The organism is Pseudomonas sp. FW305-3-2-15-E-TSA4 (genome assembly GCF_058787295.1).
Genome location: NZ_JBYSZP010000014.1, coordinates 183,454 through 208,723, shown reverse-complemented (window position 1 = coordinate 208,723; position 25,270 = coordinate 183,454). Strand labels below are relative to the sequence as shown.

The 25,270-nt window shown below is 61.2% G+C and carries 23 protein-coding genes; 17 read left to right on the top strand and 6 right to left on the bottom strand.

Annotation, left to right across the window (positions count from 1 at the left end):
• The first annotated feature begins 295 nt into the window (after positions 1–295).
• From AC3WMV_RS20205 to AC3WMV_RS20185, 5 genes are all read left to right on the top strand, one after another.
• Positions 296–1,651 carry a M16 family metallopeptidase gene (locus AC3WMV_RS20205; protein ID WP_027610568.1) on the top strand — a complete coding sequence of 452 codons (1,356 nt, stop codon included), beginning with the start codon at positions 296–298 and terminating at the stop codon, positions 1,649–1,651.
• Positions 1,644–3,131, top strand: coding sequence for a M16 family metallopeptidase (locus AC3WMV_RS20200; RefSeq protein ID WP_027610567.1), 1,488 nt, complete (start codon positions 1,644–1,646; stop codon positions 3,129–3,131). The genes AC3WMV_RS20205 and AC3WMV_RS20200 overlap by 8 nt, the downstream gene beginning before the upstream one ends.
• On the top strand, positions 3,131–3,742 hold the full coding sequence (gene rsmD, locus AC3WMV_RS20195; RefSeq protein WP_027610566.1) for a 16S rRNA (guanine(966)-N(2))-methyltransferase RsmD: 612 nt from the start codon (positions 3,131–3,133) through the stop codon (positions 3,740–3,742). The genes AC3WMV_RS20200 and rsmD overlap by 1 nt, the downstream gene beginning before the upstream one ends.
• Before the next feature lie 162 nt (positions 3,743–3,904).
• On the top strand, positions 3,905–4,900 hold the full coding sequence (locus AC3WMV_RS20190) for a hydrolase (RefSeq protein ID WP_103368020.1): 996 nt from the start codon (positions 3,905–3,907) through the stop codon (positions 4,898–4,900).
• Positions 4,897–5,736, top strand: coding sequence for an AraC family transcriptional regulator (locus tag AC3WMV_RS20185; RefSeq protein ID WP_103368021.1), 840 nt, complete (start codon positions 4,897–4,899; stop codon positions 5,734–5,736). Before AC3WMV_RS20190 ends, AC3WMV_RS20185 begins: the two co-directional genes overlap by 4 nt.
• Before the next feature lie 49 nt (positions 5,737–5,785).
• On the opposite strand, the gene AC3WMV_RS20180 is transcribed toward AC3WMV_RS20185, so the two are convergent.
• Both AC3WMV_RS20180 and AC3WMV_RS20175 read right to left on the bottom strand, forming a co-directional pair.
• A complete protein-coding gene (locus AC3WMV_RS20180; RefSeq protein ID WP_103368022.1) occupies positions 5,786–6,640 on the bottom strand; it encodes a sulfurtransferase in 855 nt (284 codons plus the stop codon).
• 31 nt (positions 6,641–6,671) lie between these two features.
• The gene (locus AC3WMV_RS20175; protein ID WP_027610562.1) at positions 6,672–7,343 is read right to left on the bottom strand and encodes a TetR/AcrR family transcriptional regulator; all 672 of its coding nucleotides are present in this window, start codon (positions 7,341–7,343) and stop codon (positions 6,672–6,674) included.
• 145 nt (positions 7,344–7,488) lie between these two features.
• Between AC3WMV_RS20175 and AC3WMV_RS20170 the strand changes: the two genes are divergently transcribed.
• The 5 genes from AC3WMV_RS20170 to AC3WMV_RS20150 all read left to right on the top strand — a co-directional run bounded on the left by AC3WMV_RS20170 (position 7,489) and on the right by AC3WMV_RS20150 (position 12,157).
• Positions 7,489–8,919, top strand: coding sequence for a coniferyl aldehyde dehydrogenase (locus tag AC3WMV_RS20170; protein WP_027610561.1), 1,431 nt, complete (start codon positions 7,489–7,491; stop codon positions 8,917–8,919).
• 28 nt (positions 8,920–8,947) lie between these two features.
• Positions 8,948–9,493: a hypothetical protein gene (locus AC3WMV_RS20165; RefSeq protein ID WP_027610560.1), complete on the top strand. Its 546-nt coding sequence runs from the start codon at positions 8,948–8,950 to the stop codon at positions 9,491–9,493.
• Between the two features lie 119 nt (positions 9,494–9,612).
• Positions 9,613–11,208 (top strand): GMC family oxidoreductase, encoded by a 1,596-nt coding sequence (locus AC3WMV_RS20160; protein WP_103368023.1) that lies wholly within the window; start codon positions 9,613–9,615, stop codon positions 11,206–11,208.
• A 115-nt stretch (positions 11,209–11,323) separates the two neighbouring features.
• Positions 11,324–11,803, top strand: coding sequence for a pantetheine-phosphate adenylyltransferase (gene coaD / locus AC3WMV_RS20155; protein ID WP_003229157.1), 480 nt, complete (start codon positions 11,324–11,326; stop codon positions 11,801–11,803).
• 102 nt (positions 11,804–11,905) lie between these two features.
• Positions 11,906–12,157 carry a YfhL family 4Fe-4S dicluster ferredoxin gene (locus AC3WMV_RS20150; RefSeq protein WP_003195146.1) on the top strand — a complete coding sequence of 84 codons (252 nt, stop codon included), beginning with the start codon at positions 11,906–11,908 and terminating at the stop codon, positions 12,155–12,157.
• A 132-nt stretch (positions 12,158–12,289) separates the two neighbouring features.
• Here the strand turns inward: AC3WMV_RS20150 and AC3WMV_RS20145 are convergent, their stop codons facing one another.
• From AC3WMV_RS20145 to AC3WMV_RS20135, 3 genes are all read right to left on the bottom strand, one after another.
• Positions 12,290–12,613 carry a multidrug transporter gene (locus AC3WMV_RS20145; RefSeq protein WP_103368024.1) on the bottom strand — a complete coding sequence of 108 codons (324 nt, stop codon included), beginning with the start codon at positions 12,611–12,613 and terminating at the stop codon, positions 12,290–12,292.
• Between the two features lie 69 nt (positions 12,614–12,682).
• Positions 12,683–13,495: a bifunctional DNA-formamidopyrimidine glycosylase/DNA-(apurinic or apyrimidinic site) lyase gene (gene mutM / locus AC3WMV_RS20140; RefSeq protein WP_003229159.1), complete on the bottom strand. Its 813-nt coding sequence runs from the start codon at positions 13,493–13,495 to the stop codon at positions 12,683–12,685.
• A gap of 12 nt (positions 13,496–13,507) precedes the next feature.
• Positions 13,508–14,320 carry an HDOD domain-containing protein gene (locus tag AC3WMV_RS20135; RefSeq protein WP_171061892.1) on the bottom strand — a complete coding sequence of 271 codons (813 nt, stop codon included), beginning with the start codon at positions 14,318–14,320 and terminating at the stop codon, positions 13,508–13,510.
• Between the two features lie 228 nt (positions 14,321–14,548).
• Between AC3WMV_RS20135 and AC3WMV_RS20130 the strand changes: the two genes are divergently transcribed.
• The 6 genes from AC3WMV_RS20130 to ilvD all read left to right on the top strand — a co-directional run bounded on the left by AC3WMV_RS20130 (position 14,549) and on the right by ilvD (position 22,345).
• Positions 14,549–15,088, top strand: a complete 540-nt coding sequence (locus tag AC3WMV_RS20130; RefSeq protein ID WP_103368025.1) for a type 1 glutamine amidotransferase domain-containing protein — start codon at positions 14,549–14,551, stop codon at positions 15,086–15,088.
• A gap of 250 nt (positions 15,089–15,338) precedes the next feature.
• Positions 15,339–16,535, top strand: coding sequence for a class I SAM-dependent rRNA methyltransferase (locus AC3WMV_RS20125; RefSeq protein ID WP_047596614.1), 1,197 nt, complete (start codon positions 15,339–15,341; stop codon positions 16,533–16,535).
• A 438-nt stretch (positions 16,536–16,973) separates the two neighbouring features.
• Positions 16,974–18,047 (top strand): SagB family peptide dehydrogenase, encoded by a 1,074-nt coding sequence (locus tag AC3WMV_RS20120; protein WP_103368089.1) that lies wholly within the window; start codon positions 16,974–16,976, stop codon positions 18,045–18,047.
• Positions 18,044–19,021 carry a diiron oxygenase gene (locus tag AC3WMV_RS20115; protein ID WP_103368026.1) on the top strand — a complete coding sequence of 326 codons (978 nt, stop codon included), beginning with the start codon at positions 18,044–18,046 and terminating at the stop codon, positions 19,019–19,021. Before AC3WMV_RS20120 ends, AC3WMV_RS20115 begins: the two co-directional genes overlap by 4 nt.
• A complete protein-coding gene (locus AC3WMV_RS20110) occupies positions 19,014–20,246 on the top strand; it encodes an MFS transporter (protein WP_103368027.1) in 1,233 nt (410 codons plus the stop codon). The genes AC3WMV_RS20115 and AC3WMV_RS20110 overlap by 8 nt, the downstream gene beginning before the upstream one ends.
• Before the next feature lie 257 nt (positions 20,247–20,503).
• Positions 20,504–22,345 (top strand): dihydroxy-acid dehydratase, encoded by a 1,842-nt coding sequence (ilvD, locus tag AC3WMV_RS20105; RefSeq protein WP_007964170.1) that lies wholly within the window; start codon positions 20,504–20,506, stop codon positions 22,343–22,345.
• 220 nt (positions 22,346–22,565) lie between these two features.
• On the opposite strand, the gene AC3WMV_RS20100 is transcribed toward ilvD, so the two are convergent.
• Positions 22,566–23,621, bottom strand: coding sequence for an HAD family hydrolase (locus tag AC3WMV_RS20100; RefSeq protein ID WP_103368028.1), 1,056 nt, complete (start codon positions 23,619–23,621; stop codon positions 22,566–22,568).
• 241 nt (positions 23,622–23,862) lie between these two features.
• On the opposite strand from AC3WMV_RS20100, the gene AC3WMV_RS20095 reads away from it, so the two are divergent.
• Positions 23,863–25,254 carry an L-cystine transporter gene (locus AC3WMV_RS20095; protein ID WP_492561398.1) on the top strand — a complete coding sequence of 464 codons (1,392 nt, stop codon included), beginning with the start codon at positions 23,863–23,865 and terminating at the stop codon, positions 25,252–25,254.
• The last annotated feature ends 16 nt before the right edge of the window (positions 25,255–25,270 follow it).

The window sequence follows — 25,270 nt, the reverse complement described above, 5'->3', positions numbered from 1 at the left end:
AATAAATATTCGATGCAGAACAGACTGTGTTTCATCCAGCTTGTTCACGCGCAACATTTTGTCGAGGCGCCAGCGGCACCCCAAAGATTCGTATTAACGAAGGACTAAACCGGCAAAATCGGCGAAAAAGCGAAGTCTAGTCGATAAACCGCAGCTTTCTGCCGCCAACCTATACAACCGCATCAGGCCTGAAAACCTGATAGGCGTGGTCGCCGGTAAAACGGATCAGTATCCTAGCACCCTCTCGCCCGCCGACGCTAAGACCAAGCGGGCAGCCCAACAGGTTAAAAAACGAATGAATGCTCTAGCCCGCCGCGCTGCAGGCCTGCTGCTCAGCACAGTCTGCCTGCCCCTTTCGGCCCTGGCGGCCGACCCGCAACCGACCCACGAATTCACCCTCGACAATGGCCTGAAGGTCGTCGTGCGCGAAGACCATCGCGCGCCGGTGGTGGTGTCGCAGGTCTGGTACAAGGTCGGTTCCAGCTACGAAACTCCGGGCCAGACCGGCCTGTCCCACGCGCTTGAGCACATGATGTTCAAGGGCAGCGAGAAAGTCGGTCCCGGCGAAGCCTCGCTGATCCTGCGCGACCTGGGCGCCGAAGAAAACGCCTTCACCAGCGACGATTTCACCGCTTATTACCAAGTGCTGGCCCGCGACCGTCTGGGCGTAGCGTTCGAACTGGAAGCCGACCGCATGGCCAATCTGCGCCTGCCGGCTGAGGAGTTCGCCAAGGAAATCGAAGTCATCAAGGAAGAGCGTCGCCTGCGCACTGACGATAAGCCGATGTCCAAGGCTTACGAGCGTTACAAGGCGATGGCTTACCCGGCCAGCGGCTACCACACACCGACCATCGGCTGGATGGCCGACCTGGACCGGATGAAGGTCGAAGAGCTGCGCCACTGGTATCAGTCCTGGTATGTGCCAAACAACGCCACGCTGGTAGTGGTCGGCGACGTCACCCCCGATGAAGTGAAGACCCTCGCCCAACGCTACTTCGGGCCGATTGCCAAGCGCGACGTGCCACCGGCGAAGAAACCGCTGGAACTGGCCGAGCCGGGTGAGCGCCAGATCACCCTGCATGTGCAGACCCAACTTCCCAGCCTGATGCTCGGCTTCAACGTGCCAAGCATTGCCACTGCTGAAGACAAGCGCTCGGTCAACGCCCTGCGCCTGATCTCGGCGCTGCTCGACGGCGGTTACAGCGGGCGCATCCCGACGCAACTGGAGCGCGGTGAAGAGTTGGTCTCGGGCGGTTCGTCGAGCTACGACGCCTACACCCGTGGCGACAGCCTGTTCACCCTGTCGGCGACGCCGAACACCCAGAAGAAAAAGACCATGGCGCAAGCTGAAGCCGGTCTGTGGAAACTGCTGGAACAGCTGAAAACCACCGCACCGTCCGCCGAAGAACTCGAGCGCGTGCGGGCACAAGTGATTGCCGGTCTGGTGTTCGAACGTGATTCGATCACCAGTCAGGCCACCGCCATCGGCCAACTGGAAACGGTCGGACTGTCGTGGAAGTTGATGGATACCGAACTTGCTGACCTGGAAAGCGTGACCCCGCAAGACATCCAGAACGCCGCCAAGCTGTATTTCACCCGCGAACGTCTCAGCGTCGCCCACGTCCTGCCACTGGAGACGACTCATGAGTGAGCGCAAATCCCCACGCCTGTTGCTCGGCCTGATCGCCGTGGCGGTCATCGGCTCCGCCGCGTTCTATCTGATGCCCGGTGTCAAAACCGGCGCCAGCGAAGCACTGGACAACGCCAAGACCACCCAGAAGCTGCAATCGCTGGCCGAACTCGATGGCAAGGCCCCGGCCAGCCGCAAGCTCGACGTGCAGACCTGGAACACCGCCGAAGGCGCCAAGGTGCTGTTCGTCGAAGCCCATGAGCTGCCGATGTTCGACATGCGCCTGATCTTCGCCGCCGGCAGCAGTCAGGACGGCAATGCACCGGGCCTGGCAGTCCTGACCAACGCCATGCTCAACGAAGGCGTGGCCGGCAAAGACGTCGGCGCCATCGCCCAAGGCTTCGAAGGCCTCGGTGCGGATTTCGGCAACGGCGCCTACAAGGACATGGCGCTGGCTTCGCTGCGCAGCCTGAGTGCCGCCGAGCAACGTGAACCGGCGCTGAAGCTGTTCTCCGAAGTGGTGGGCAAACCGACCTTTCCGGCCGACTCCTTCGCGCGCATCAAGAACCAGATGCTCGCCGGTTTCGAATACCAGAAACAGAACCCCGGCAAACTCGCCAGCCTCGAGCTGATGAAGCGTTTGTACGGCGATCACCCATACGCGCACTCCAGTGACGGCAATGCGCAGAGCGTGCCGAAGATCACTCTGGCGCAACTGCGTGAATTCCACGCCAAGGCCTACGCGGCCGGCAACGTGGTGATCGCGCTGGTCGGTGACTTGTCTCGCGCCGAAGCCGAGGCGATTGCCAATCAGGTCTCCGGCGCCCTGCCTAAAGGCCCGGCGCTGACGAAAATCGCCCAGCCGCAGGAACCGAAAGCCAGCGTCAATCACATCGAGTTCCCGTCGAAGCAGACCAACCTGCTGCTCGCGCAGCTGGGCATCGACCGTAACGACCCGGATTACGCGGCGCTGTCGATGGGCAACCAGATCCTCGGTGGCGGCGGTTTCGGCACCCGCCTGATGAGCGAAGTGCGCGAGAAGCGTGGCCTGACCTACGGCGTGTACTCGGGTTTCAGCCCGATGCAGGCTCGCGGCCCGTTCATGATCAACCTGCAAACCCGCGCGGAAATGAGCGAAGGCACGCTGAAACTGGTGCAGGACGTGCTCGCCGATTATCTGAAGACCGGCCCGACCCAGAAAGAACTCGACGACGCCAAGCGCGAGCTGGCCGGCAGCTTCCCGCTGTCCACCGCAAGCAACGCCGATATCGTCGGCCAACTGGGCGCCATGGGCTTCTATAATCTGCCGTTGAGCTATCTGGACGACTTCATGCGTCAGTCCCAGAGCCTGACTGTCGAGCAGGTCAAAGACGCGATGAACAAACACCTGAGCACGGACAAACTGGTCATCGTCAGCGCTGGCCCGACCGTGCCGCAAAAGCCGTTACCGGCCCCATCTGATAAACCCGCCGAGCAACCGCTCGGGGTTCCGGAGCATTAATGGCTACTCGTCCTAAAAAACCTGCGCAGAACGTTCACAACGGCGTGAACCAGTTGCGCATCATCGGCGGCGAATGGCGCAGCCGTAAACTGAGCTTCCCCGATGCACCCGGCCTGCGCCCGACACCGGATCGCGTGCGTGAGACCCTGTTCAACTGGCTCGCACCGTATGTGGCCGGGGCCAAGGTGCTGGACCCGTTCGCCGGCAGCGGCGCGCTGTTTCTTGAAGCACTGTCGCGTGGCGCGGCCATGGGTCAGGCGCTGGATGCCAGCCACGTTGCTGTTTCGAGCCTGAAAGAACACCTCGGTACCCTGCGCTGCACCAACGGCCAGGTGCAAACCGCGGACGCGCTGCGTTATCTGGAAACCCAGGTCGCCACGCCGTTCGACCTGGTGTTCCTCGATCCACCGTTCAACCAGAACCTGCTTCCGGCCGTCTGCACCCTGCTGGAAGAGCGCCAATGGCTGGCGCCGGATTCGTGGATCTACACTGAAAGCGAGACCGCGCCTTCGACGCTGGGTCTGCCGGGCAACTGGCGCCTGCACCGCGAGCAGAAATCCGGGCGGGTGTACTACGCGTTGTGGCAACGTATGGCAGAGATCGCCGGTTAACTGAAAGTTTGCGCTAAATCTGTGACGAGGGAGCTTGCTCCCGCTGGGTCGCGTAGCGGCCCCTTTTTCAGCAGCGAGGCCTGCTGCGCAGTCCAGCGGGAGCAAGCTCCCTCACCACAAAAGCGTGCGTACTCTGCCCACAAAGCTGCATCGAGAACCATCGTGCCCGCTTCCTCAGAACGCTTCACCCCCGCCTTCGGCCTCGGCAATCCGCACCTGCAAACCTTGTGGGGGCCGCTATGGCGCAAAACCGTCCACCTGGATCGCGAGCGTGAACGCCTGTGGCTGGACGACGGGGATTTCCTCGATCTCGACTGGCACGGCCCGCACAGCGCCGAGGCGCCGCTGGTACTGGTGCTGCATGGGCTGACCGGTTCTTCGAATTCGCCTTACGTTGCCGGGATTCAGGCAGCACTCGCCGCGCAAGGCTGGGCCAGTGTCGCGCTGAACTGGCGCGGCTGCTCCGGCGAACCCAACCTGCTGCCACGCAGCTACCACTCCGGCGCCAGCGAAGACCTCGCCGAAGCCATCAGACACCTGCGCGCCAAGCGGCCACTGGCGCCGCTATATGCAGTCGGCTATTCCCTCGGCGGCAATGTGTTGCTCAAGCATCTGGGCGAGACCGGCAGCGACAGCGGCGTGCTCGGGGCAGTGGCGGTGTCGGTGCCGTTTCGTCTTGATCAGTGTGCAGACCGCATTGGCCAAGGCTTCTCCAAGGTCTATCAGGCGCACTTCATGCGCGAGATGGTCGCCTACATCAAGAACAAGCAACGCCAGTTCCAGCATGACGGACGCGAGGATGGCCTGGCGGCTCTGGCGGCGCTCGGTTCGCTGGAGAACATGCGCACCTTCTGGGACTTCGATGGCCGGATCACTGCGCCGCTGCACGGTTTTACCGATGCCGAGGATTACTATCGCCGGGCGTCGAGTCGCTACTTTCTCGGCGAGATCCGCACCCCGACCCTGATCATTCAAGCCGCCGACGATCCGTTCGTGTTCACCCACAGCCTGCCGACGGCCGAGGAGTTGTCCGCCACCACGCAGTTCGAGCTGCAGGCCAAGGGTGGGCATGTCGGCTTTGTCGATGGCACGTTGCGCCAGCCCGGTTACTACCTGGAACGGCGCATCCCGCAATGGCTGGCCCGTGTGACGTCATGAGCGATCAGGGCGAGTCGATCCGGTTCTGGCAAACCGCGCCGCTGGCCGGGGTCGAGTTGCTGTCGGCGCGCTACATCGAGCATCGCTTCGCCCCGCACGTCCACGACGGTTATGTGATCGGCATGATCATGGCCGGTGCCCAGCGTTATCGCTATCGCGGTGCCGAACACCTGGCTGGCAGCGGCACCCTGGTGCTGATCAACCCGGACGAATTGCACACGGGGCACAAGGGCACCGAGGACGGCTGGCTGTACCGGGCGTTTTATCCCGATACCGGACAGATCGTTTCACTGCTCGAAGAACTGGAACTGCCCACCGCGCCGATGCCGGCCTTCGGCGCGACGCTGTACCGCGACCCGGATCTGGTCAACGGTTTCTGTCAGTTGCATCGCTTGCTGGAAAGCCCCGCCACCGCGCTGCAACAGCAAACGGTATGGCGCGAGATGATGATGCTGCTGTTGCAGCGGCATGCGGCGGTGCAGATCAACGGCAAACCGGGAAAAGAACACCGCGCGGTGGTGATGGCCAAGGAGCTGCTGCATGCCCAACTCGCTGCGCCGCCGTCGCTGGAAGAACTGGCGGCCGCGGTCAACCTGTCGCCCTTTCACTTCGCCCGGGTGTTCCGCCGCGCCACCGGCATGCCGCCGCACACCTGGCTGATGCAGCAGCGCATCGCCACGGCCCGGGGTTTATTGCAGCACGGTTGCCTGCCGGTGGAAGTCGCCATGCAGTTGGGTTTTGCCGACCAGAGTCATCTGAGCCGGCAGTTCAAGCAGGTGTATGGCGTGGGGCCGGCGGCGTATCGCAGTGCCCGACAACCTGTCAGCGACGATTAACCCCTGTGGGAGCGGGCTTGCTCGCTCCCACATTGGGGGTATGGTGACTTTATTCGCCCGTGGCGATGACTCGGGAAGGCTCGTTGATCCACTCACTCCACGACCCGGCATACAGCGAACCCAGCGGATACCCCGCCAGGCACAACGCAAACAGGTTGTGACAAGCCGTCACCCCGGAGCCGCAATAGGCGACCAGCTCCGAAGGCGAACGCTCGCCGAGTTTCGCGGCAAAGCGCTGCTTGAGCTGCTCCGCCGGCAGGAATCGCCCGTCGCTGCCGAGATTCTCGGTAAACGCTGCGCATTGCGCGCCGGGAATGTGCCCGGCAATCGGATCGATCGGCTCCACCTCACCCTTGAAGCGCGGCAAGGCCCGGGCGTCGAGCAACGTCAGCGATGGCTGATCAAGGCGCTTCTGCAATTGCTCGGCGCTCAGCAGAAGGCCCATGTCCGGTTTGCCGCTGAAGTTGCCCCGGGTGACCGATGGCGCATCCAGGCTCAGCGGCAGACCCGCCGCGTGCCAGGCCTTGAGCCCGCCGTCGAGAATGAATACGCCATCGCGCTTGCCCAGCCACGCCAGCAACCACCAGGCGCGAGCCGCATAGGCACCGGGGCCGTCGTCGTACAAAACCACATCGCTGTCGGCATTGATGCCCCAGGCCTGTAGGCGCTCGATCAATGCCGCCGGCTCGGGCAGCGGGTGGCGCCCGGTCACGCCTTTGACCACCTTGCCACTGAGGTCACGCTCAAGGTCGGCGAAACGGGCGCCGGCAATGTGCCCTTCGGCGTAGCTGCGCTGCCCGTAATCCGGGTCTTCAAGGGCAAAACGGCAATCGAGAATCACCAGCCCCGGCTGCTCCTTGCGGGCATCCAGTGCATTCGGGCTGAGCAGTTGCGCAATCGGCATAACGGACTCCTGTGAGCGACTTCGAAATGGTTTAGCGCCCTTCCTCGAGGGCCTGGGCCAGCGGCACGTAGAACTCGTCGAACAAGGCATTCACCTCTTCGCGGGCCTGATCGGTGACGAATCCGGCCTCCAGCACCAGCACCTGATACACGCCACGCTTGATGGCCTGTTCGCTGAGGTGGTTGGAGTTTTCCCGGGTGGTGCACAGAAAGCGCACCCACGAGGTGAGGATGATCCAGGCATTGATCGTCAGGGATTCGATCTGCACCCGATCCATCTTGAGAATGCCGGCGGCGACGAAGCCTTCGTAGATCGCCATGCCCTGAATCACGCAGCGCTGGGAAAAACGTCGGTAGCGCGCGGCCAGATCAGGGTCGCTGTCGAGCAGGTGTTCGAGATCGCGATGCAGAAAGCGGTAGCCCCACATCGCCGACAGCAGCTCCTTGAGGTAATAGCGCTTGTCTTCGACGGTGGCGGCACGCCCCTGCGGCGGGCGCAGAAAGCTGTCCACAAGCGTCTCGTACTCACTGAACAGCACGGCGATGATCGCCTGCTTGTTCGGGAAGTGGTAGTACAGATTGCCCGGAGAAATCTCCATGTGCGCGGCTATGTGATTGGTGCTGATGCTGCGCTCGCCCTGCTGATTGAACAGTTCAAGGCTGTTCTGCACGATGCGCTCGCTGGTTTTTATTCGTGGGGCCATGGCTTGAGCTTTAATTCAGAGTGCGGTGAGGGGCATCTTACGACCTAACCGGAACTGGATAAAACAAAGCTGTGTCGGGAAGTCATTTGACTTTCTAGAGCATAGACTCTAGAAAGTCATCACTACAATAAATCCGGAGCCGACGATGACTGCCGACATTGCTTATCTGCAAACACTGCAACAGCCCCTGGAAGAGCTGGATCGGCTGTTCGCGGCACAGCGCGCCGCCTATGCCGCCAACCCGATGCCAGCGGCAGACCAGCGCCAGCAGTGGCTCAAGGCGTTGCGCGAGTTGCTCAGCGATGAGCGCCAGGCCCTGATTGACGCTATCAGCGCAGATTTCAGTCATCGCAGTGCCGATGAAACCCTGCTCGCCGAACTGATGCCCAGCCTGCACGGCATTCATTACGCCAGCCGCCATCTCAAGGGCTGGATGAAGTCGTCGCGACGCAAAGTCGGCATGGCCTTTCAACCGGCGTCGGCGAAAGTCGTGTATCAGCCGCTCGGCGTAATCGGCATCATCGTCCCGTGGAACTACCCGTTGTACCTGGCCATCGGCCCGCTGGTCGGCGCACTGGCGGCGGGTAACCGGGTGATGCTCAAGCTCAGCGAATCGACCCCGGCCACCGGCCAGTTGCTCAAAACCCTGCTGGGGCGAATTTTCCCCGAAGATCTGGTCTGCGTGGTGCTTGGCGAGGCCGATGTCGGCGTGGCGTTTTCCCGTCTGCGCTTTGATCACCTGCTGTTCACCGGCGCCACCAGCATCGGCAAACACGTGATGCGCGCCGCAGCGGAAAACCTGACCCCGGTGACCCTCGAACTCGGCGGCAAGTCCCCGGCCATCGTCTCCCGCGACGTGCCGCTCAAGGACGCCGCCGAACGCATCGCCTTCGGTAAAACCCTGAATGCCGGGCAGACCTGCGTCGCCCCCGATTACGTGCTGGTGCCGCAAGACCGCGTCGGCGCGTTCGTCGAGGCCTATCGTCAGGTGGTCAACAGTTTCTATCCAACCCTCGCCGACAACCCGGACTACACCGCGATCATCAACGAGCGCCAACTGGCCCGGCTCAACGGTTATGTCAGCGACGCCACGAGCAAGGGCGCGCTGCTGATCCCGCTGTTCGAACAGGGCCAGGGCCGGCGCATGCCGCACAGCCTGCTGCTCAATGTCACTGACGAGATGACCGTGATGCAGGACGAAATCTTCGGCCCGTTGCTGCCGATCGTGCCGTATCAGGATCTCGATCAGGCGTTTGCCTACATCAATCAGCGCCCGCGTCCTCTGGCGCTTTACTACTTTGGCTACGACAAGCGCGAGCAGGATCGCGTGCTGCACGAAACCCACTCCGGCGGCGTGTGCCTGAACGACACCCTGCTGCACGTGGCGCAGGACGACATGCCGTTCGGCGGCATCGGCCCGTCGGGCATGGGCCACTATCACGGCCACGAAGGTTTCCTGACCTTCAGCAAGGCCAAAGGCGTGCTGATCAAACAGCGCTTCAATGCCGCCAGGCTGATTTACCCGCCTTACGGCAAATCGATTCAGAAGCTGATCCAGAAGCTGTTCATCCGCTAATCATCGTCACCGCCGGGTAATAACAACAATGCACCCAAGCCTGACCGATACACCTGCCCTGTCGCGCCGTGGCCTGCTGAAGTTCAGCCTTGGTGCCACAGCATTTCTCGCCACCGCCGGCCTCGGCGCCAGCCTCAGTGGTTGTTCATCAAGTGTCGCGGCCAATGGCTTCGTCACTTTGCGCGACGGCGACCTGCTGTTTCTGCGCGCACTGATTCCGGTGATGCTCGAAGGCGCCGTGGCGAGCGAAAAAATGCCCGGCGCCGTCGATGGCACCCTCAAATCGCTGGATTACAGCCTCGATCACCTGTCGCCGGAGATGCTCAAACTCACCCGGCAATTGTTCGACGTGCTGGCCATGGCGGTCACCCGCGGGCCGCTCACGGGCATTTGGGGCAGTTGGGAAAACGCCAGCCCCGAGGCAATGCGCCACTTCCTCGAGCGCTGGCAGAACAGTTCATTGAGCCTGCTGCGCATGGGCCACAGCTCATTGCAGCAGATGGTGATGATGGCCTGGTACACCCGCGCCGAGTCCTGGGGCCATTGCGGCTACCCCGGCCCGCCTACTGTTTGAAACCGAGTCGCGCCCTTCGCGAGCAGGCTCGCTCCCACAGGGGGCTGCGGTGCAAATGTGGGAGCGAGCCTGCTCGCGAAGGGACCCGCAAGAACAACAAGAACAAGAGAACCTGATCAATGCCCGTACCCGACCCGTTCCGCGAAGGCCTCGCCCGTGGCTGGAAAACCTACAACGGCGCACAGCTGACCGCCGACCTGACGCTGCAAGCCGATGTGGCGATCATCGGCAGCGGTGCCGGTGGCGGCACCACGGCAGAAATCCTCAGCGCCGCCGGTTACAAAGTGCTGCTGATCGAAGAAGGCCCGCTCAAGACCAGTTCCGACTTCAAAATGCTCGAAGACCAGGCCTACAGCAGCCTCTATCAGGAAGGCATCGGCCGCATGAGCAAGGACGGCGCGATCACCATCCTCCAGGGCCGCGCGGTGGGCGGCACCACGCTGATCAACTGGACGTCGAGTTTCCGCACGCCCGAGCCGACGCTCGAGCACTGGGCCAGGGAGCACAACGTCAAAGGTCACAGCCCGGCCGAGATGGCGCCGTGGTTCGAAAAAATGGAACAGCGCCTCGGCGTCGCGCCGTGGATGGTCCCGCCCAATGCCAACAACGACGTGATCCGCAAGGGCTGCGAGCATCTCGGCTACAGCTGGCACGTGATCCCGCGCAACGTGCGTGGCTGCTGGAACCTCGGTTATTGCGGCATGGGCTGCCCGACCAACGCCAAGCAGTCGATGCTGGTCACCACCATCCCGGCGACGCTGGAAAAGGGCGGCGAGTTGCTGTACCTGGCCCGCGCGGAAAAACTACTGATCAGTGGCGACAAGATCACTGGCCTGCAATGCGTGGCGATGGACGAGCGCTGCGTCGCGCCGACCGGACGCAAAATCACGGTCAAGGCCCGGCATTACGTGCTGGCCGGCGGTGGCATCAACAGCCCGGCACTGCTGCTGCGCTCGGATGCACCGGATCCGCATCAGCGCCTCGGCAAACGCACGTTCCTGCATCTGGTGAACATGTCCGCCGGGCGTTTCGACGAGGTGATCAACCCGTTCTACGGCGCGCCGCAGTCGATCTACTCGGATCATTTCCAGTGGAAGGACGGCACCAGTGGGCCGATGGGCTACAAACTCGAAGTGCCACCACTGCAACCGGCACTGGCCGCGACCTTGCTCGGCGGTTTCGGCCAGCAGAATGCCGAACACATGGCCGACCTGCCGCACACCCACGCGATGCTCGCGTTGCTGCGCGACGGTTTCCACCCGGACAGCCCCGGCGGCAGTGTCGAACTGCGCGGTGATGGCTCGCCGGTGCTCGACTATCAAGTCTCGCCTTATGCCTGGGAGGGCCTGCGCCGCGCCTTTCACAGCATGGCCGAGATCCAGTTTGCCGGCGGCGCCAAAGCCGTGATGCCGATGCACGCCGATGCGCGCTACGTGAAAACCCTGGCCGAAGCGCGCACGCTGATCAACGGTCTGAGCCTTGAGCTGTATCGCACGCGGCTGGGCAGTGCCCACGTGATGGGCGGTTGCGCAATGGGTGAAGACCCGAAAAACGCAGTCACCGACAGCCTTGGCCGGCATCATCAACTGAGCAATCTGTCGATTCACGATGGCTCGCTGTTCCCCACCAGCATTGGCGCCAACCCGCAATTGTCGGTGTATGGCCTGACCGCGCAGCTGGCGACAGCCCTCGCCGATCGGCTGAGAAATCCGTGAAAAAACCGGTTTATCGCGTCGTCTATAGTGCTTTCTTACCCAACAGGCGACTTGGCCGACCGGGACGGCTGCGATACCATCCGACTCCCCAACGGACTCCCGCCAGGACGACGCGATGAACCGAGTGTTGTACCCAGGTACCTTCGACCCTATTACCAAAGGGCATGGCGATCTGGTCGAACGCGCCTCGCGCCTGTTCGATCACGTGATCATTGCGGTCGCCGCCAGCCCGAAGAAAAACCCGCTGTTCCCGCTGGAACAACGGGTTGAGCTGGCTCGCGAGGTCACCAAACACCTGCCCAACGTCGAAGTGGTCGGCTTCTCGACGCTGCTGGCGCATTTCGCCAAGGAACAGAACGCCAATGTGTTCCTGCGTGGCCTGCGTGCGGTGTCGGACTTCGAATACGAATTCCAGCTGGCCAACATGAACCGCCAGTTGGCCCCGGACGTCGAGAGTCTGTTTCTCACCCCGTCCGAGCGTTATTCGTTCATTTCCTCGACGCTGGTGCGGGAAATCGCCGCGCTGGGCGGCGATATCAGCAAGTTCGTGCACCCGGCCGTGGCCGATGCCCTGACCCTGCGCTTCAAGAAGTAACGACCGTTCAAACGGCGCCCGCGTGCACTGCGGGCGCCAATGCGGCACAATTGCGCGCATTGATTTATTGCGCCCGGGCCTGCCGCCCCGGCTGGAGTTAGCATGTCCCTGATCATCACCGACGATTGCATCAACTGCGACGTCTGCGAACCCGAGTGCCCGAACGCCGCCATTTCTCAAGGCGAAGAGATCTATGTGATCGACCCGAACCTGTGCACCCAGTGCGTCGGCCATTACGACGAACCGCAGTGCCAACAGGTCTGCCCGGTGGATTGCATTCCGCTGGACGAGGCGCATCCGGAGACTGAAGAACAGTTGATGGAGAAATACCGCAAGATCACCGGCAAGGCCTGATCTGAACGTTTTGTAGCGCTCTTCCGGGCCTCTTCGCGAGCAAGCCCGCTCCCACATTTGAAATGCGCTCCAATGTGGGAGCGAGCTTGCTCGCGAAAGGGCCATCAGCAGCAGCGCAAAACCCTGATCAGCTCACTCACGCTGCTCAAACCCCTCCCCCGTACACCCCAGACACCGCACAAAAGCAGCTTTCGCCGGATCAACAACCAACGCCTGCCCCGCATCGCCAATCCCGCCACCCAGCGCGGTAAACGGCAATGACACCACAAACACCCCCGCACCCAGCACCGTTGCCACCACCAATAAAGGTCGGGCAATCAGCAAATCGCCAATCATGGCGTAGGCGGGAGGGTTCTGGATGGTGTAGCGCGGATCACCGCTGCCGTGCTCCGTGGCCTGAACGGCCAGGCTGGAACACAGCAGCAGTGTTGCAAACAGGACTTGCAAGGACTTCATGGCACGATCCTTCGGGCTGAACAGTGAGACCACTCACTATAGACCGTAGGACTTTTTCAGATTTTTGCCTCAGGTCTGGCAGCGCGGACAGAACACACTGGCCCGTTGCCCCAGCTTCACTTCCCGCAGGCCAGTACCGCAGACCTTGCAGTGCTCACCACCGCGACCATAGACAAACAGTTCCTGCTGGAAGTAGCCGGGCTGCCCGTCACCGCCGATGAAATCCCGCAACGTAGTGCCGCCGCGTTCGATGGCTGCGGCGAGGATGCGTTTGATCTCGATCGCCAGCTTCAGATACCGCGCGCGGGAGATGCTCTTGGCTTCGCGGCGCGGATCGATCCCGGCGGCGAACAGCGCTTCGGTCGCGTAAATATTGCCGACGCCTACCACCACCGCGTTGTCCATGATGAACGGCTTGACCGCCATCGAACGCCCACGCGACAGCTGGAACAGGCGCTCGCCGTCGAACAGATCGGTCAACGGCTCCGGCCCGAGGCGAATCAGCAGTTCGTGATTGAGCGGATCGGTACTCCACAGCATCGCACCGAAGCGGCGCGGATCGGTGTAGCGCAACGCCAGACCGGATTCCAGTTCGATATCGACGTGCTCATGCTTGAGCGCCGGCAACCCGACTTCCACCAGCCGCAAGTTGCCCGACATGCCCAGGTGGCTGATCAACGTGCCGACTTCGGCATTGATCAACAAATACTTGGCCCGCCGCTCGACCAGCACGATGCGCTGCCCGGACAGGCGCACATCGAGGTCTTCGGGGATCGGCCAGCGCAGCCGGCGATCCCGCACGATCACCCGGCTGACGCGCTGGCCTTCCAGGTGCGGAGCAATGCCCCGGCGGGTGGTTTCGACTTCCGGCAATTCAGGCATGGTGTCCTCGAATCAATGCGCGCCGAGGTCGCGGATCGTCTGTTTGAGGGTTTCGAAATCGTAGTCCGACAGACCGACGTAATCGAGAATAAGCGGGCCGATGCTGTTCCACTCGTGGTCTTCGGTCTGATTGCCCAGTACCCGGTAAGACGCACAGATGTGCTCGGCCATCTTCAGGATCGCCAGCAGATTCTTCATCTGGCTGTTGCGCGAGGATTCGTCGCTGAAGATCGCCAGCGCATTGTGGTGATTGGCGATCGCCGTGCTGACGTGTTCCGGCAGGCGCCACGACTTGGCGGTGTAGTAGCCGACCACGGCGTGGTTGGTATTGAACTCGGCGTTCTCGGTGTCCACCACCCGGCATTCGGCGCTGGCATTGGCGTAAGCCTTTTCCAGTACCGACATGTAGTTGGGGAAGCGCTGCAGCATCAACGGCACGCCGCAGTCGTGGAACAGCCCCAAGGCATAAGCTTCGTCGCCGGCCTGGGTGCCGATGCGCTTGGCCAGGGTCAGGCAGGTCATCGCCACGTCCTGGGCGGTGTCCCAGAAACGGTTGAGGGTGACGATGGTGTCATCGTTCATCTCGCCCTTGATCGACTGCGCGTTGATCAGGTTGATGATCGAACGGCTGCCCAACAGATTCACCGCACGCTGGATCGAAGTGATCTTGTTGCTCAGGCCGTAATACGGCGAGTTGACGATTTTCAGCAGAGAACCGGACAGGCCGGGATCCTGGGCGATCAGCTTGGCGATCACCTCCAGGTCCGGGTCGGGCATGTACTGCTCCATCTGCAGATCCACCATGATCTGCGGCTGCGCCGGCACGCTGATGCCTTGCAGGGATTGTTGAATCTGTTCGGTGGTCAGCTCTTGGGACATAAGTACACACTCTGGGACAGGCGGCGATTCTAACCTCTAAAAACCGCAGGACGACACACCAGTGGGCAATTGTCAGGAACTTTCATTCACGCTCAGGCTTCGGACTTTGTAAGGCCGACCGGACAATCAAGCACCGGCTCGGCGGTATTTTCCCGCAGACTCAGGAGCTTATCGATGGCTACTTCCCTCACTGGCAAACGCGTCGCCATTTTAGTAACAGACGGTTTCGAACAGGTCGAACTGACCGGGCCCAAGCAAGCACTGGAACAGGCCGGCGCCCAGGTCGACATCCTTTCCGCCGAGGCCGGCAAGGTCAAAGGCTGGAACCACGACAAGCCGGCGGATGACTTCAAGGTCGATCAGACCTTTCAAGGCGCCAGCAGCGAGCAGTACGACGCGATCGTCCTGCCGGGTGGCGTGCAGAACTCCGACACCATCCGCATCGATCAGGATGCCCAGCATCTGGTCAAAACCGGCGCCTCCGCCGGCAAACCAATCGCGGTGATCTGCCACGGCAGCTGGCTGCTGATTTCCGCCGGGCTGGTCAATGGCAAGACCCTGACCAGCTACAAGACGCTCAAGGATGATCTGGTGAATGCCGGGGCCAACTGGGTCGACAAGGAAGTGGTCAAGGACGGTCATCTGATCAGCAGCCGTCAGCCGGACGATATTCCAGCGTTCAACCGTGAGTTGATCGACGCGCTCTCTGCCTGATCTGTGGGCTTGTGAGTTTATGTGGTGAGGAGGTTTATCCCCGATGGACAGCGCAGCTGTCCCAGATCGACTTACGCGGTCAGTCAGAAAACTGCGTTGGGGGTTTGCGGCTGCTGCGCAGCCGATCGGGGATAAATCCCCTCGCCACAGGTAATGTCTTCCACCGGCAATGACTTGCCACATGTCCACTCACCAGCCAATCGGGCCGAGCAACACGGTATACTCCCGCTCTTTTTTCCGGAGCGACGTCATGTCCCTGCCTAGCCTGCGCCTCAAAGCCAACGCCGACCGTCGCCTGCGCAACGGCCACTTGTGGGTCTACAGCAACGAAATCGATGTGGCCGCCACGCCACTGCACGGCTTCAAGGCCGGCGATCAGGCGATCCTCGAAGCCGCGGGCGGCAAGCCGCTGGGCATCGTCGCGATGAGCCCGAACAACCTGATCTGCGCGCGCCTGCTGTCGCGTGACATCAAACTGGCACTGGACAAGTCGCTGCTGGTACACCGCCTGAACGTGGCCCTGTCGCTGCGCGAGCGCCTGTTCGACAAGCCGTTCTACCGCCTGGTCTACGGCGACTCCGACCTGCTGCCGGGTCTGGTGGTCGACCGTTTCGGCGACATCCTCGTGGTGCAGATCGCCTCGGCGACCATGGAAGCGCATAAAGATGACGTGATCGCTGCACTGACCCAAGTGCTCAAGCCAAGCGGCATCCTGTTCAAGAACGATTCTGCCGCCCGTGACGCCGAAGGCCTCAACCGCTACGTCGAAACCGTGTTCGGTCTGGTGCCGGAGTGGGTGGCCCTGGAAGAGAACGGCGTGAAATTCGAAGCGCCGGTCATTGGTGGCCAGAAAACCGGCTGGTTCTACGACCACCGCATGAACCGCGCCCGCCTCGCCCCTTACGCCAAAGGCAAACGCGTCCTCGACCTCTATAGCTACATCGGTGGCTGGGGCGTGCAGGCTGCGGCGTTCGGTGCCAGCGAAGTATTCTGCGTCGACGCATCGGGCTTCGCCCTCGACGGCGTCGAGCGTAACGCCGCGCTGAACGGCTTCGCCGACAAGATGACCTGCATCGAAGGCGACGTCTTCGAAGCGCTGAAGGAACTCAAGGCCAGCGAAGAGCGTTTCGACGTGATCGTTGCCGACCCGCCAGCGTTCATCAAGCGCAAGAAAGACATGAAGAACGGTGAAGGCGCCTACCGTCGTCTGAACGAGCAAGCCATGCGCCTGCTGACCAAGGACGGCATTCTGGTCAGCGCTTCGTGCTCCATGCACCTGCCAGAGGACGATCTGCAAAACATCCTGCTGACCAGCGCCCGTCACCTGGACCGCAACATCCAGATGCTCGAGCGCGGCGGTCAGGGCCCGGACCACCCGGTACACCCGGCCATCGCCGAGACTCGCTACATCAAGAGCATCACCTGCCGCCTGCTGCCTAACAGCTGATCGGCCCATGAAACGGGGAGCCTGCGGGCTTCCCGTTGGCTTTACGGCGATGCAATGTCGTCGAATTTCTTCCTCTTTCCTACAACTAACTTCCTACATGCATGCAGGACATTTCCCTGCGAATTACATTTCAACATCTAATACTTACAAGTTTGCCCTTGCAGCACGCCCACTCCGACAAAATTAATAGAAATTTCCTACCCAAGTATCACTTGCCAATAATTCATTACAACCTATTATTAAGTTGTCACCACGACGGTGACATTCACTCTCAATGAACAAGGAGTTCATACTTATGAAAGCAATTACTCTGGAAACCAACCAAATCGCAAACCTGGCCTTCCTGGTTGCGCCTAAAGCCCGCTAAGTTAGCCAGAACGCTGGGGAGTGCCGGCACCCCAGCGTTCTTTCGACTATTTCCAGAGCGATGAATACAACATGCACATCAATCCTTACTTATTCATATTGCCGCGCACACCCGGACAAATAGTCTGGAACTATAAAGATCACACTCAGCATGAACTGGACCTGACTTACTCCTGTCGACTTGCACAACTTATCAACAATCCGGAACAGTTCGACAGACGCAATATCATAGACTCACAACTTCTGAACGCGGGCATATTAACCGTTGCAAAAATAGACAGTCCGCCATGGGGCTGGGATGAATTGTCGAAGATTTATCATATTGGCACCCAGAACATTCCCTGCGAACAGATACCCCAGAATATTCACGAGTGGTCCAGGCAATACCTGAACCATTGCAGCGCCGTGCTGACCACACCGGCACCCGCGCAAGATCGCCCGATCCATCAAGACAAACCTCTGATCACCCTGCCCGCCTCTGCGGCCCTGACCGTTGCCAGCTTGGGCAATGTCCTGCGCCTGAGAAAAACCTGCCGCTCTTTCACTGGCGCAGCGATCACCCTCAATGACGTCGGTACACTGCTTTACCTCTCGCTGGGCTTTCTTCGCCATCGCGACAATGACCGCGACGAGAGCATCGCCCAAGGCCTCGGCGCCCGTCGCAGCAGTCCGTCGGGTGGCGGGTTGAATGCCTGTGAAGGGTTTCTCCTGGCACGCAATATCGAGGGCCTGGAACCGGGCATTTATGCCTATCACCCGGCAGAACATGCACTCAGCCGGGTCAATCCATTGCCCGAACCCGCGCTCGGCCATTTGCTGGCGGGTCAGCACTTCATCAATAACCTGCCACTGGGTCTGTTCATCACCGCTCGTTTCGACAAGCTCTGGTGGAAGTATGAACACTCACGCGCCTATCGCATGGCGTTTGTCGAGGCGGGTCATCTGTCGCAAACCTTTCAACTGGTGGCCACAGCGCTGGGCCTGGGAACGTGGCTGACCGGGGCATTCGCCGACCGCCAGGTCGAAGCCCTGCTCAAACTCGAAGGCAGCGCTGAACAACCGTTGTTCTTTGTCGGCTGCGGCGCCAGCGACGGTCAGGCGATGTGTCAGGAAATGCGCGACCTGTTGCAGGAGACGCGCAAATGAGCACATCAACCGTGGATCAGCCCGAAGCGCCAGAGTCCTGGGCACTTCGATTCACCCTCGGCGACTGGAACAACCACGCTTCGGTACGCACCAGCCGGCACGACTACCAGTTGCCGGCAGACCTGCAGTTGCAACTGCAAACCCGCTTCTGGTTTCCGCCGGCATTCCTGCCGTATCTGTCCCACCCGGCGATCGAAGCCGCAGGCGGCAAGGTCATGCATCGGCTGGCTGCCAACCACCTGGTGCACTTTCTCGACTACACCACGCTGCTGGAACACCGCATCGTCAACCGCGCCGTGGAAACCATCGTCCACGGTGAGTTGCCCGCGCACATTCCGTCAAGGATGAAAACCGCCGCGCTGCAGCTCTATACCGACGAGGGTTATCACGCATTGTTCTCCCATCATCTGGCCGAACAGATCGCCGAACTGCATGGTTTCACCGGTCGTCCACAGATGCCGCTGCGCATCACCCGCCTGACCGGTCAGATCGCCCGAACGCCGGAGAGCAAACGCCCGCTGGCATGGTTTCTGCTCGGCTTCGTCTCCGAAACCATCATTGCCCGGGAGTTGCTGGATGTGTGTCGGGAAACGCTGGTCAGCAGCGTTAACGACATGTTGCGCGACCACCTCGCTGACGAAGCGCGCCACAGCCGGTTTTTTTCCGAAGTCTTCCACTACCTCTGGTTGACCCTGAACAGCCGCCAGCGCGCCTTTGCGGCCAGAACCTTGCTGGAGACCCTGGCGACCTTCTTCGAAGTCGACGAGCAATGGCTGCACCAAAGCCTGCGCCGCGCCGGCATTGGCGAAGGTGCAATCAAGGAAATCCTCGACAGCCTGACCAACGAACAGGCCAGCCGCCAGCGTGCCCGATCCGGAGCGACGGCTACGCTTGCTGCACTCGAAAAAGCCGGATTCTTCGCGCTACCCAACAACCGCAAACTTTTCGCCAAGGCAGGACTGATCGATGCTTGAAGGAAGAACGGTGGTAACGACCCGACAACGACGCGGGGCGATCAGCCTGCTTTTGGCCATGGTGCTGCTGGGGGTGTTTCCGCTGGACGTCCTGCTGCCGTCGTTCCCGGCGCTGGCCGAACACTTCGCCAGCACTCCGACCGACATCGCCCTGTCGATCAGCCTGTTCGCGGTGGGCATCGCCTTTGCCCAACTGCTGATCGGGCCGTTGTCCGACGTCATCGGGCGCAAGGGCTTGCTGCTCGCCGGCATGGCTGTCTCAATCCTCGGCGCTATCGGCTGCGTAATGACCAGCGACTACACATTGTTCATGACCTTTCGCATCGTGCAGGCCATCGGTTGTGGCTGTTTCGTCCTGTCACAGGCGCTGGTGCAGGATCTGTTCGAGGGCGCAGAGCGCGATCGCCTGCGGATCCTGATGGTGACCGCCACCGGGATCTTCATCTCCATATCACCGCTGGCCGGAACCTTTCTGCAGGCGACCCTGGGCTGGCGTGGCAGCTTCTGGCTGTTCATCGCACTGGCGGCGGTGGTGTTGCTCAAGGCCTGGCTGTTTCTGGACGGCGGTCGGCCAGTCGCCAAGGGCACACCGCTCAACTTTCTCAGCGCCTATCGACGGGTGCTGGGGGATTTCGAGTTCGTCGGCTACTGGCTGATTTCGGCTTTCGCGTTCGCCTGCCACTTCTCGTTCATCGTCATTTCGCCGTTGATCTTCATGGATCAGTTACAGCTCTCAGCCTATGACTTCTCACTGATCCTGCTGATCTACGGTGCGGCGTATGTGACCGGCGGGATTGCCGCCACGCTGTTGAGCCGGCGCATCAGCTCTGCGCAACAGATCGTGGCCGGGTTGGGCCTGATTCTGCTGGCAGGGCTGGTGATGCTATTACTGTCGCAGTACTTCGCACTCTCGCCCGTCACGGTATTGATCCCGATGCTGATCTGCACCGCCGGCACCACCATTGCACGCCCGGCCGCCACCTCACGCGCCATGGGCCTGTTTCCGGAGAACGCCGGTACTTCGGCCTCGGCCGGTAGCACGATCATCTTCATTTGCGGCGGGTTGATCAGTGCGCTGATCAGCCTGAGTCCGGGCAACCTGCAGGCCACCCTCGGCTACTGTTTTGTCCTGCTGAGTTGCATCGCGCTGGCGCTGAACAAGAGGATCAGCCATCGCGCCAGTATTATCGAGAACGGCGCCGTCACGCCCTCTGGCAGCGATTGAGCCTGCCGGTCGTCATGCCATACGCACCGTCGGCACTGGAACAACACTTTGCGCCATTCCCTCCAGACGCCAGCGGTGTAGAATCGGCTGATTCATCGCCATTCATCCCCCGGCGGGTTTATGAGCTCAGGCTGAGGCAAGCGGCGATCCCGCAAAGTCATCGGCAACATCCAGGACACACGGCCATTTCTGAGTGTTCCAGACGTCAATAGAAGCTCACTCCCTTTTGATACCTGATTAGCCGCCCGGAGTGCTCCATGCCAGATTACCGCTCGAAAACATCCACCCACGGCCGCAACATGGCCGGCGCCCGCGCACTGTGGCGCGCCACCGGGATGAAAGATGACGACTTCAAGAAGCCGATCATCGCCATTGCCAACTCCTTCACCCAGTTCGTGCCGGGCCACGTGCACCTCAAAGACCTCGGTCAACTGGTTGCCCGGGAAATCGAACGCGCCGGTGGCGTAGCGAAAGAATTCAACACCATCGCCGTGGATGACGGCATCGCCATGGGTCACGACGGCATGCTCTATTCGCTGCCGAGCCGCGAGATCATCGCCGACTCCGTCGAGTACATGGTCAACGCCCACTGCGCCGACGCCATCGTCTGCATCTCCAACTGCGACAAGATCACCCCGGGCATGTTGATGGCCGCTTTGCGCCTGAACATTCCGGTGATCTTCGTTTCCGGCGGCCCGATGGAAGCTGGCAAGACCAAACTCGCTTCCCACGGCCTCGACCTCGTCGACGCCATGGTGATCGCCGCCGACTCCAGCGCTTCTGACGAGAAGGTTGCCGAGTACGAGCGCAGCGCCTGCCCGACCTGCGGCTCGTGCTCCGGCATGTTCACCGCCAACTCGATGAACTGCCTGACCGAAGCGCTGGGCCTGGCATTGCCGGGCAACGGTTCGACCCTCGCGACCCACAGCGACCGCGAACAACTGTTCCTGCAGGCCGGCCGCACCATCGTCGAGCTGTGCAAGCGTTACTACGGCGAAAACGACGAGTCCGTGCTGCCGCGCAACATCGCCAACTTCAAGGCGTTCGAGAACGCGATGATGCTCGACATCGCCATGGGCGGTTCTACCAACACCATCCTGCACCTGCTGGCTGCCGCCCAGGAAGCCGAGATCGATTTCGACCTGCGCGACATCGACCGTCTCTCGCGCAGCGTGCCGCAACTGTGCAAGGTCGCGCCGAACATCCAGAAGTACCACATGGAAGACGTGCACCGCGCTGGCGGCATCTTCAGCATCCTCGGTTCGCTGGCCCGTGGCGGCCTGCTGCACACCGACCTGCCGACCGTGCACAGCCGCAGCATGGAAGAAGCCATCGCCAAGTGGGACATCACCCAGACCACCGATGAAGCCGTGCATCACTTCTTCAAGGCCGGCCCGGCGGGCATCCCGACCCAGACCGCGTTCAGCCAGTCGACCCGTTGGGAAACCCTCGACGACGACCGTGAAAACGGCTGCATCCGCAGCTTCGAACACGCCTATTCGAAAGAAGGCGGCCTGGCCGTGCTGTACGGCAACATCGCTCTCGACGGCTGCGTGGTGAAAACCGCCGGCGTCGACGAGTCGATCCACGTCTTCGAAGGCAACGCGAAGATCTTCGAAAGCCAGGACAGCGCGGTGCGCGGCATCCTCGCCGACGAAGTGAAGGAAGGCGACATCGTCATCATTCGCTACGAAGGCCCGAAAGGCGGCCCGGGCATGCAGGAAATGCTCTACCCGACCTCGTACCTGAAGTCCAAAGGTCTGGGCAAAGCCTGTGCGTTGCTCACCGACGGTCGTTTCTCTGGCGGTACTTCCGGCCTGTCGATCGGCCACGCTTCGCCAGAGGCTGCGGCCGGTGGCGCGATCGGTCTGGTGCAGGACGGCGACAAAGTGCTGATCGACATCCCGAACCGCTCGATCAACCTGTTGGTCAGCGATGAAGAACTGGCTGCACGCCGGGTCGAACAGGACAAGAAAGGCTGGAAACCGGTCGAGCAGCGTCCACGCAAAGTGACCACCGCCCTGAAGGCCTACGCCCTGCTGGCGACCAGCGCCGACAAGGGTGCGGTGCGTAACAAGGCGATGCTCGACGGGCTGTAAGCGTCAATCGCAAAAACAAAAATGCCCTGCCAAAGTGCGGGGCATTTTTTTGCCTGATCCAAAAACAATGAAGATCAAAACTGTGGGAGCGGGCTTGCTCGCGAAAGCGTTCTACCGGTCAAAAAATCTCCCGCCTGACACTCCCTCTTCGCGAGCAAGCCCGCTCCCACAAGGGACTGTCAGTGATTCTGGAATCTGAGTTCCAACAGGGATTGGGGGCTTACTGGATTTCTTCAGGCTTGACGATCACCCAGTTTTTGTCCGCCGTCACCGGCAACCCTTCCTTGGCCTGCGCCGCTGCGTGTTTGGCCATCATGCCGTTGAGCTGGGTCATGTATTTGTCCTTGCGGTTGACCCACAAGTGAATGCCGCCCTTGGCCACATCCACATCGTGGAACAGCATGTAGCCGTCGCTGCTCGGGGTGTCGCCGCCCACCAGTACCGGTTTTTTCCACTCATCAATGTAGGTCAGGATCGCCGCGTGTTTGCCGGCCATCCAGGTCGCCGGGGTCCACAGGTACGGGGTCAGTTCGAGGCCGAGGTTGGCCTTCTCGTCATACTTGCCGGCGGTGATCTGCTTGCGCGCAGTCGTCAGCTCGCCGGTTTCGCGGTTCTTCAGCAACGTGGTCACGCCGATCACATTCTGCGGTTTGACGTTGTAGCCGTACTTCGGATCAGCCGCGACCATGCGCACCAGTTCTTCGGAAGCGGCGGTCATCACGTAGACCTCGATGCCGTTCTCCATCAGCTTGTTGTACAGCTCTTGCTGGCCGGTGAAGATCTTCGGCGGGTTGACGTCGAGTTTCTTCACCACATCGCCTTCGTAGTAAGTGGCCGGCACCGGTTTGCCCGACGCCATCAGCTCATCGACGTAGCCCTTGAGTTCCTTGAGAGTGAAGCCGGAGAACACCTGCGCTACCCACGGGTAGCAGACCATGTCGTCGACTTCGCACAGGCGATAGTAGTAACTGAACAGGCTTTCCTTATGGTCAGCGGTGTCCTTGAACGGCATCAGTTTCAGGGAGGGATCGAGCTTGTCGCGGGTGATCAGGCCCTTGTTTTCCATGAACGGCAGCAAAGACTCTTCAAGGTCGTATCGGTAGCTGGTGTTGTCCATGTCGAACACCGCGTAGTTACCCTTGTTGGCGTTGGCCGCGATCATCGCGTCGAGTGCCTTGGCCTGATCCGCCGGCCAGTGCTTCAGGTCGGTGGCGAATGCGTGAGCGGCCAAGCCCAATCCAAGAACCACAGCGAGCATTTTCGGTGCGTACTTCATCGGCATTTTCTCCCTGACTGAAAGACATCGACGCTAACAAATAAGTGTGACAGTCCTCGTCTGTCAGCGACCGCTTACGTCTCCTCAACGCCAGTTGCATTGCCGAGAGCGACAAGCGCTTATTCCAAAAACGACGGATGACCTGCGATTTCGGTATTAATTCATTGGAAATCAAACTGTTAGGCTTGCCGGTTCGCAGTTGCCCAAGAATGCGACTGGCACAAGTCTTATCGGAGTCTTCATGAATCTGCCGCTGATCCTCAATCTGCTGGTGTTCCTCGCCCTGCTCTTCGGTCTGGCGCAAACCCGCCACACGACGTGGAGCCTGGCGAAAAAAGTCCTGCTCGCGCTGGTGCTCGGCGTAGCCTTCGGTGTTGCCCTGCACACTGTTTACGGTGCCGGCAACCCGGTACTGAAAGCCTCGATCGGCTGGTTCGATCTGGTCGGCAACGGCTACGTGCAGCTGCTACAAATGATCGTGATCCCGCTGGTGTTCGCCTCGATCCTCAGCGCGGTTGCGCGTCTGCACAACGCCTCGTCGCTGGGCAAGATCAGCTTCCTGACCATCGGCACCCTGCTGTTTACCACCGCGATTGCGGCGCTGATCGGTATCGGCCTGACCAACCTGTTCGGCCTCACCGCCGAAGGCCTGGTCGCCGGCACGCAGGAAATGGCCCGCCTGCAAACCATCCAGACCGACTACGCCGGCAAGGTCGCCGACCTGAATGTGCCGCAGCTGCTGCTGTCGTTCATTCCGCAGAACCCGTTCGCCGACCTGGCCCGCGCCAAGCCGACCTCGATCATCAGCGTGGTGATCTTCGCCGCGTTCCTCGGGGTCGCGGCGCTGCAACTGCTCAAGGATGATGCCGAGAAAGGTCAGAAAGTGATCAACGCCATCGACACCCTGCAAGCCTGGGTGATGCGTCTGGTGCGTCTGGTGATGAAGCTGACCCCGTACGGCGTGCTGGCGCTGATGACCAAAGTGGTCGCCGGTTCCAACCTGCAGGACATCATCAAGCTCGGCAGTTTCGTCGTGGTCTCGTACCTCGGCCTGGGCCTGATGTTTGTGGTGCATGGCCTGCTGGTGTCGGCGGCCGGGATCAACCCGCTGCGCTTCTTCCGCAAGATCTGGCCGGTGCTGACGTTCGCGTTCACCAGCCGCTCCAGCGCGGCGAGCATTCCGTTGAGCATCGAAGCGCAGACCCGTCGTCTGGGCATTCCGCAGTCGATCGCCAGTTTCGCCGCCTCGTTCGGTGCGACCATCGGCCAGAACGGTTGCGCCGGTCTGTACCCGGCGATGTTGGCGGTGATGGTTGCGCCAACGGTCGGCATCAACCCGCTGGATCCGCTGTGGATCGCGACCCTGGTGGCGATTGTCACTCTGAGCTCGGCCGGTGTGGCCGGGGTCGGTGGCGGCGCGACGTTCGCGGCACTGATCGTGCTGCCGGCGATGGGCTTGCCGGTGTCACTGGTGGCGCTGCTGATTTCGGTTGAGCCGCTGATCGACATGGGTCGTACGGCGTTGAACGTAAGTGGTTCGATCACCGCCGGTGCGATTACCAGCCAAGTGATGCAGCAGACCGATAAAGCACTGCTGGATGCGGATGAGCATGCGGGGCTTGCTCAGGCTTAAATTCTTCTTTGCCTGA

Bases quoted from the DNA above. Each gene is read 5' to 3' on its own strand.
- AC3WMV_RS20115 (WP_103368026.1), top strand. From the start codon at position 18,044: ATGAGCACATCAACCGTGGATCAGCCCGAAGCGCCAGAGTCCTGGGCA.
- AC3WMV_RS20100 (WP_103368028.1), bottom strand. From the start codon at position 23,621: ATGAAGTACGCACCGAAAATGCTCGCTGTGGTTCTTGGATTGGGCTTG.
- AC3WMV_RS20120 (WP_103368089.1), top strand. From the start codon at position 16,974: ATGCACATCAATCCTTACTTATTCATATTGCCGCGCACACCCGGACAA.
- AC3WMV_RS20130 (WP_103368025.1), top strand. From the start codon at position 14,549: ATGGCTACTTCCCTCACTGGCAAACGCGTCGCCATTTTAGTAACAGAC.
- AC3WMV_RS20180 (WP_103368022.1), bottom strand. From the start codon at position 6,640: ATGCCGATTGCGCAACTGCTCAGCCCGAATGCACTGGATGCCCGCAAG.
- AC3WMV_RS20170 (WP_027610561.1), top strand. From the start codon at position 7,489: ATGACTGCCGACATTGCTTATCTGCAAACACTGCAACAGCCCCTGGAA.
- rsmD (WP_027610566.1), top strand. From the start codon at position 3,131: ATGGCTACTCGTCCTAAAAAACCTGCGCAGAACGTTCACAACGGCGTG.
- AC3WMV_RS20165 (WP_027610560.1), top strand. From the start codon at position 8,948: ATGCACCCAAGCCTGACCGATACACCTGCCCTGTCGCGCCGTGGCCTG.
- AC3WMV_RS20095 (WP_492561398.1), top strand. From the start codon at position 23,863: ATGAATCTGCCGCTGATCCTCAATCTGCTGGTGTTCCTCGCCCTGCTC.
- AC3WMV_RS20200 (WP_027610567.1), top strand. From the start codon at position 1,644: ATGAGTGAGCGCAAATCCCCACGCCTGTTGCTCGGCCTGATCGCCGTG.
- AC3WMV_RS20205 (WP_027610568.1), top strand. From the start codon at position 296: ATGAATGCTCTAGCCCGCCGCGCTGCAGGCCTGCTGCTCAGCACAGTC.
- AC3WMV_RS20110 (WP_103368027.1), top strand. From the start codon at position 19,014: ATGCTTGAAGGAAGAACGGTGGTAACGACCCGACAACGACGCGGGGCG.
- coaD (WP_003229157.1), top strand. From the start codon at position 11,324: ATGAACCGAGTGTTGTACCCAGGTACCTTCGACCCTATTACCAAAGGG.
- AC3WMV_RS20145 (WP_103368024.1), bottom strand. From the start codon at position 12,613: ATGAAGTCCTTGCAAGTCCTGTTTGCAACACTGCTGCTGTGTTCCAGC.
- AC3WMV_RS20160 (WP_103368023.1), top strand. From the start codon at position 9,613: ATGCCCGTACCCGACCCGTTCCGCGAAGGCCTCGCCCGTGGCTGGAAA.
- AC3WMV_RS20185 (WP_103368021.1), top strand. From the start codon at position 4,897: ATGAGCGATCAGGGCGAGTCGATCCGGTTCTGGCAAACCGCGCCGCTG.
- AC3WMV_RS20150 (WP_003195146.1), top strand. From the start codon at position 11,906: ATGTCCCTGATCATCACCGACGATTGCATCAACTGCGACGTCTGCGAA.
- AC3WMV_RS20175 (WP_027610562.1), bottom strand. From the start codon at position 7,343: ATGGCCCCACGAATAAAAACCAGCGAGCGCATCGTGCAGAACAGCCTT.
- mutM (WP_003229159.1), bottom strand. From the start codon at position 13,495: ATGCCTGAATTGCCGGAAGTCGAAACCACCCGCCGGGGCATTGCTCCG.
- ilvD (WP_007964170.1), top strand. From the start codon at position 20,504: ATGCCAGATTACCGCTCGAAAACATCCACCCACGGCCGCAACATGGCC.
- AC3WMV_RS20125 (WP_047596614.1), top strand. From the start codon at position 15,339: ATGTCCCTGCCTAGCCTGCGCCTCAAAGCCAACGCCGACCGTCGCCTG.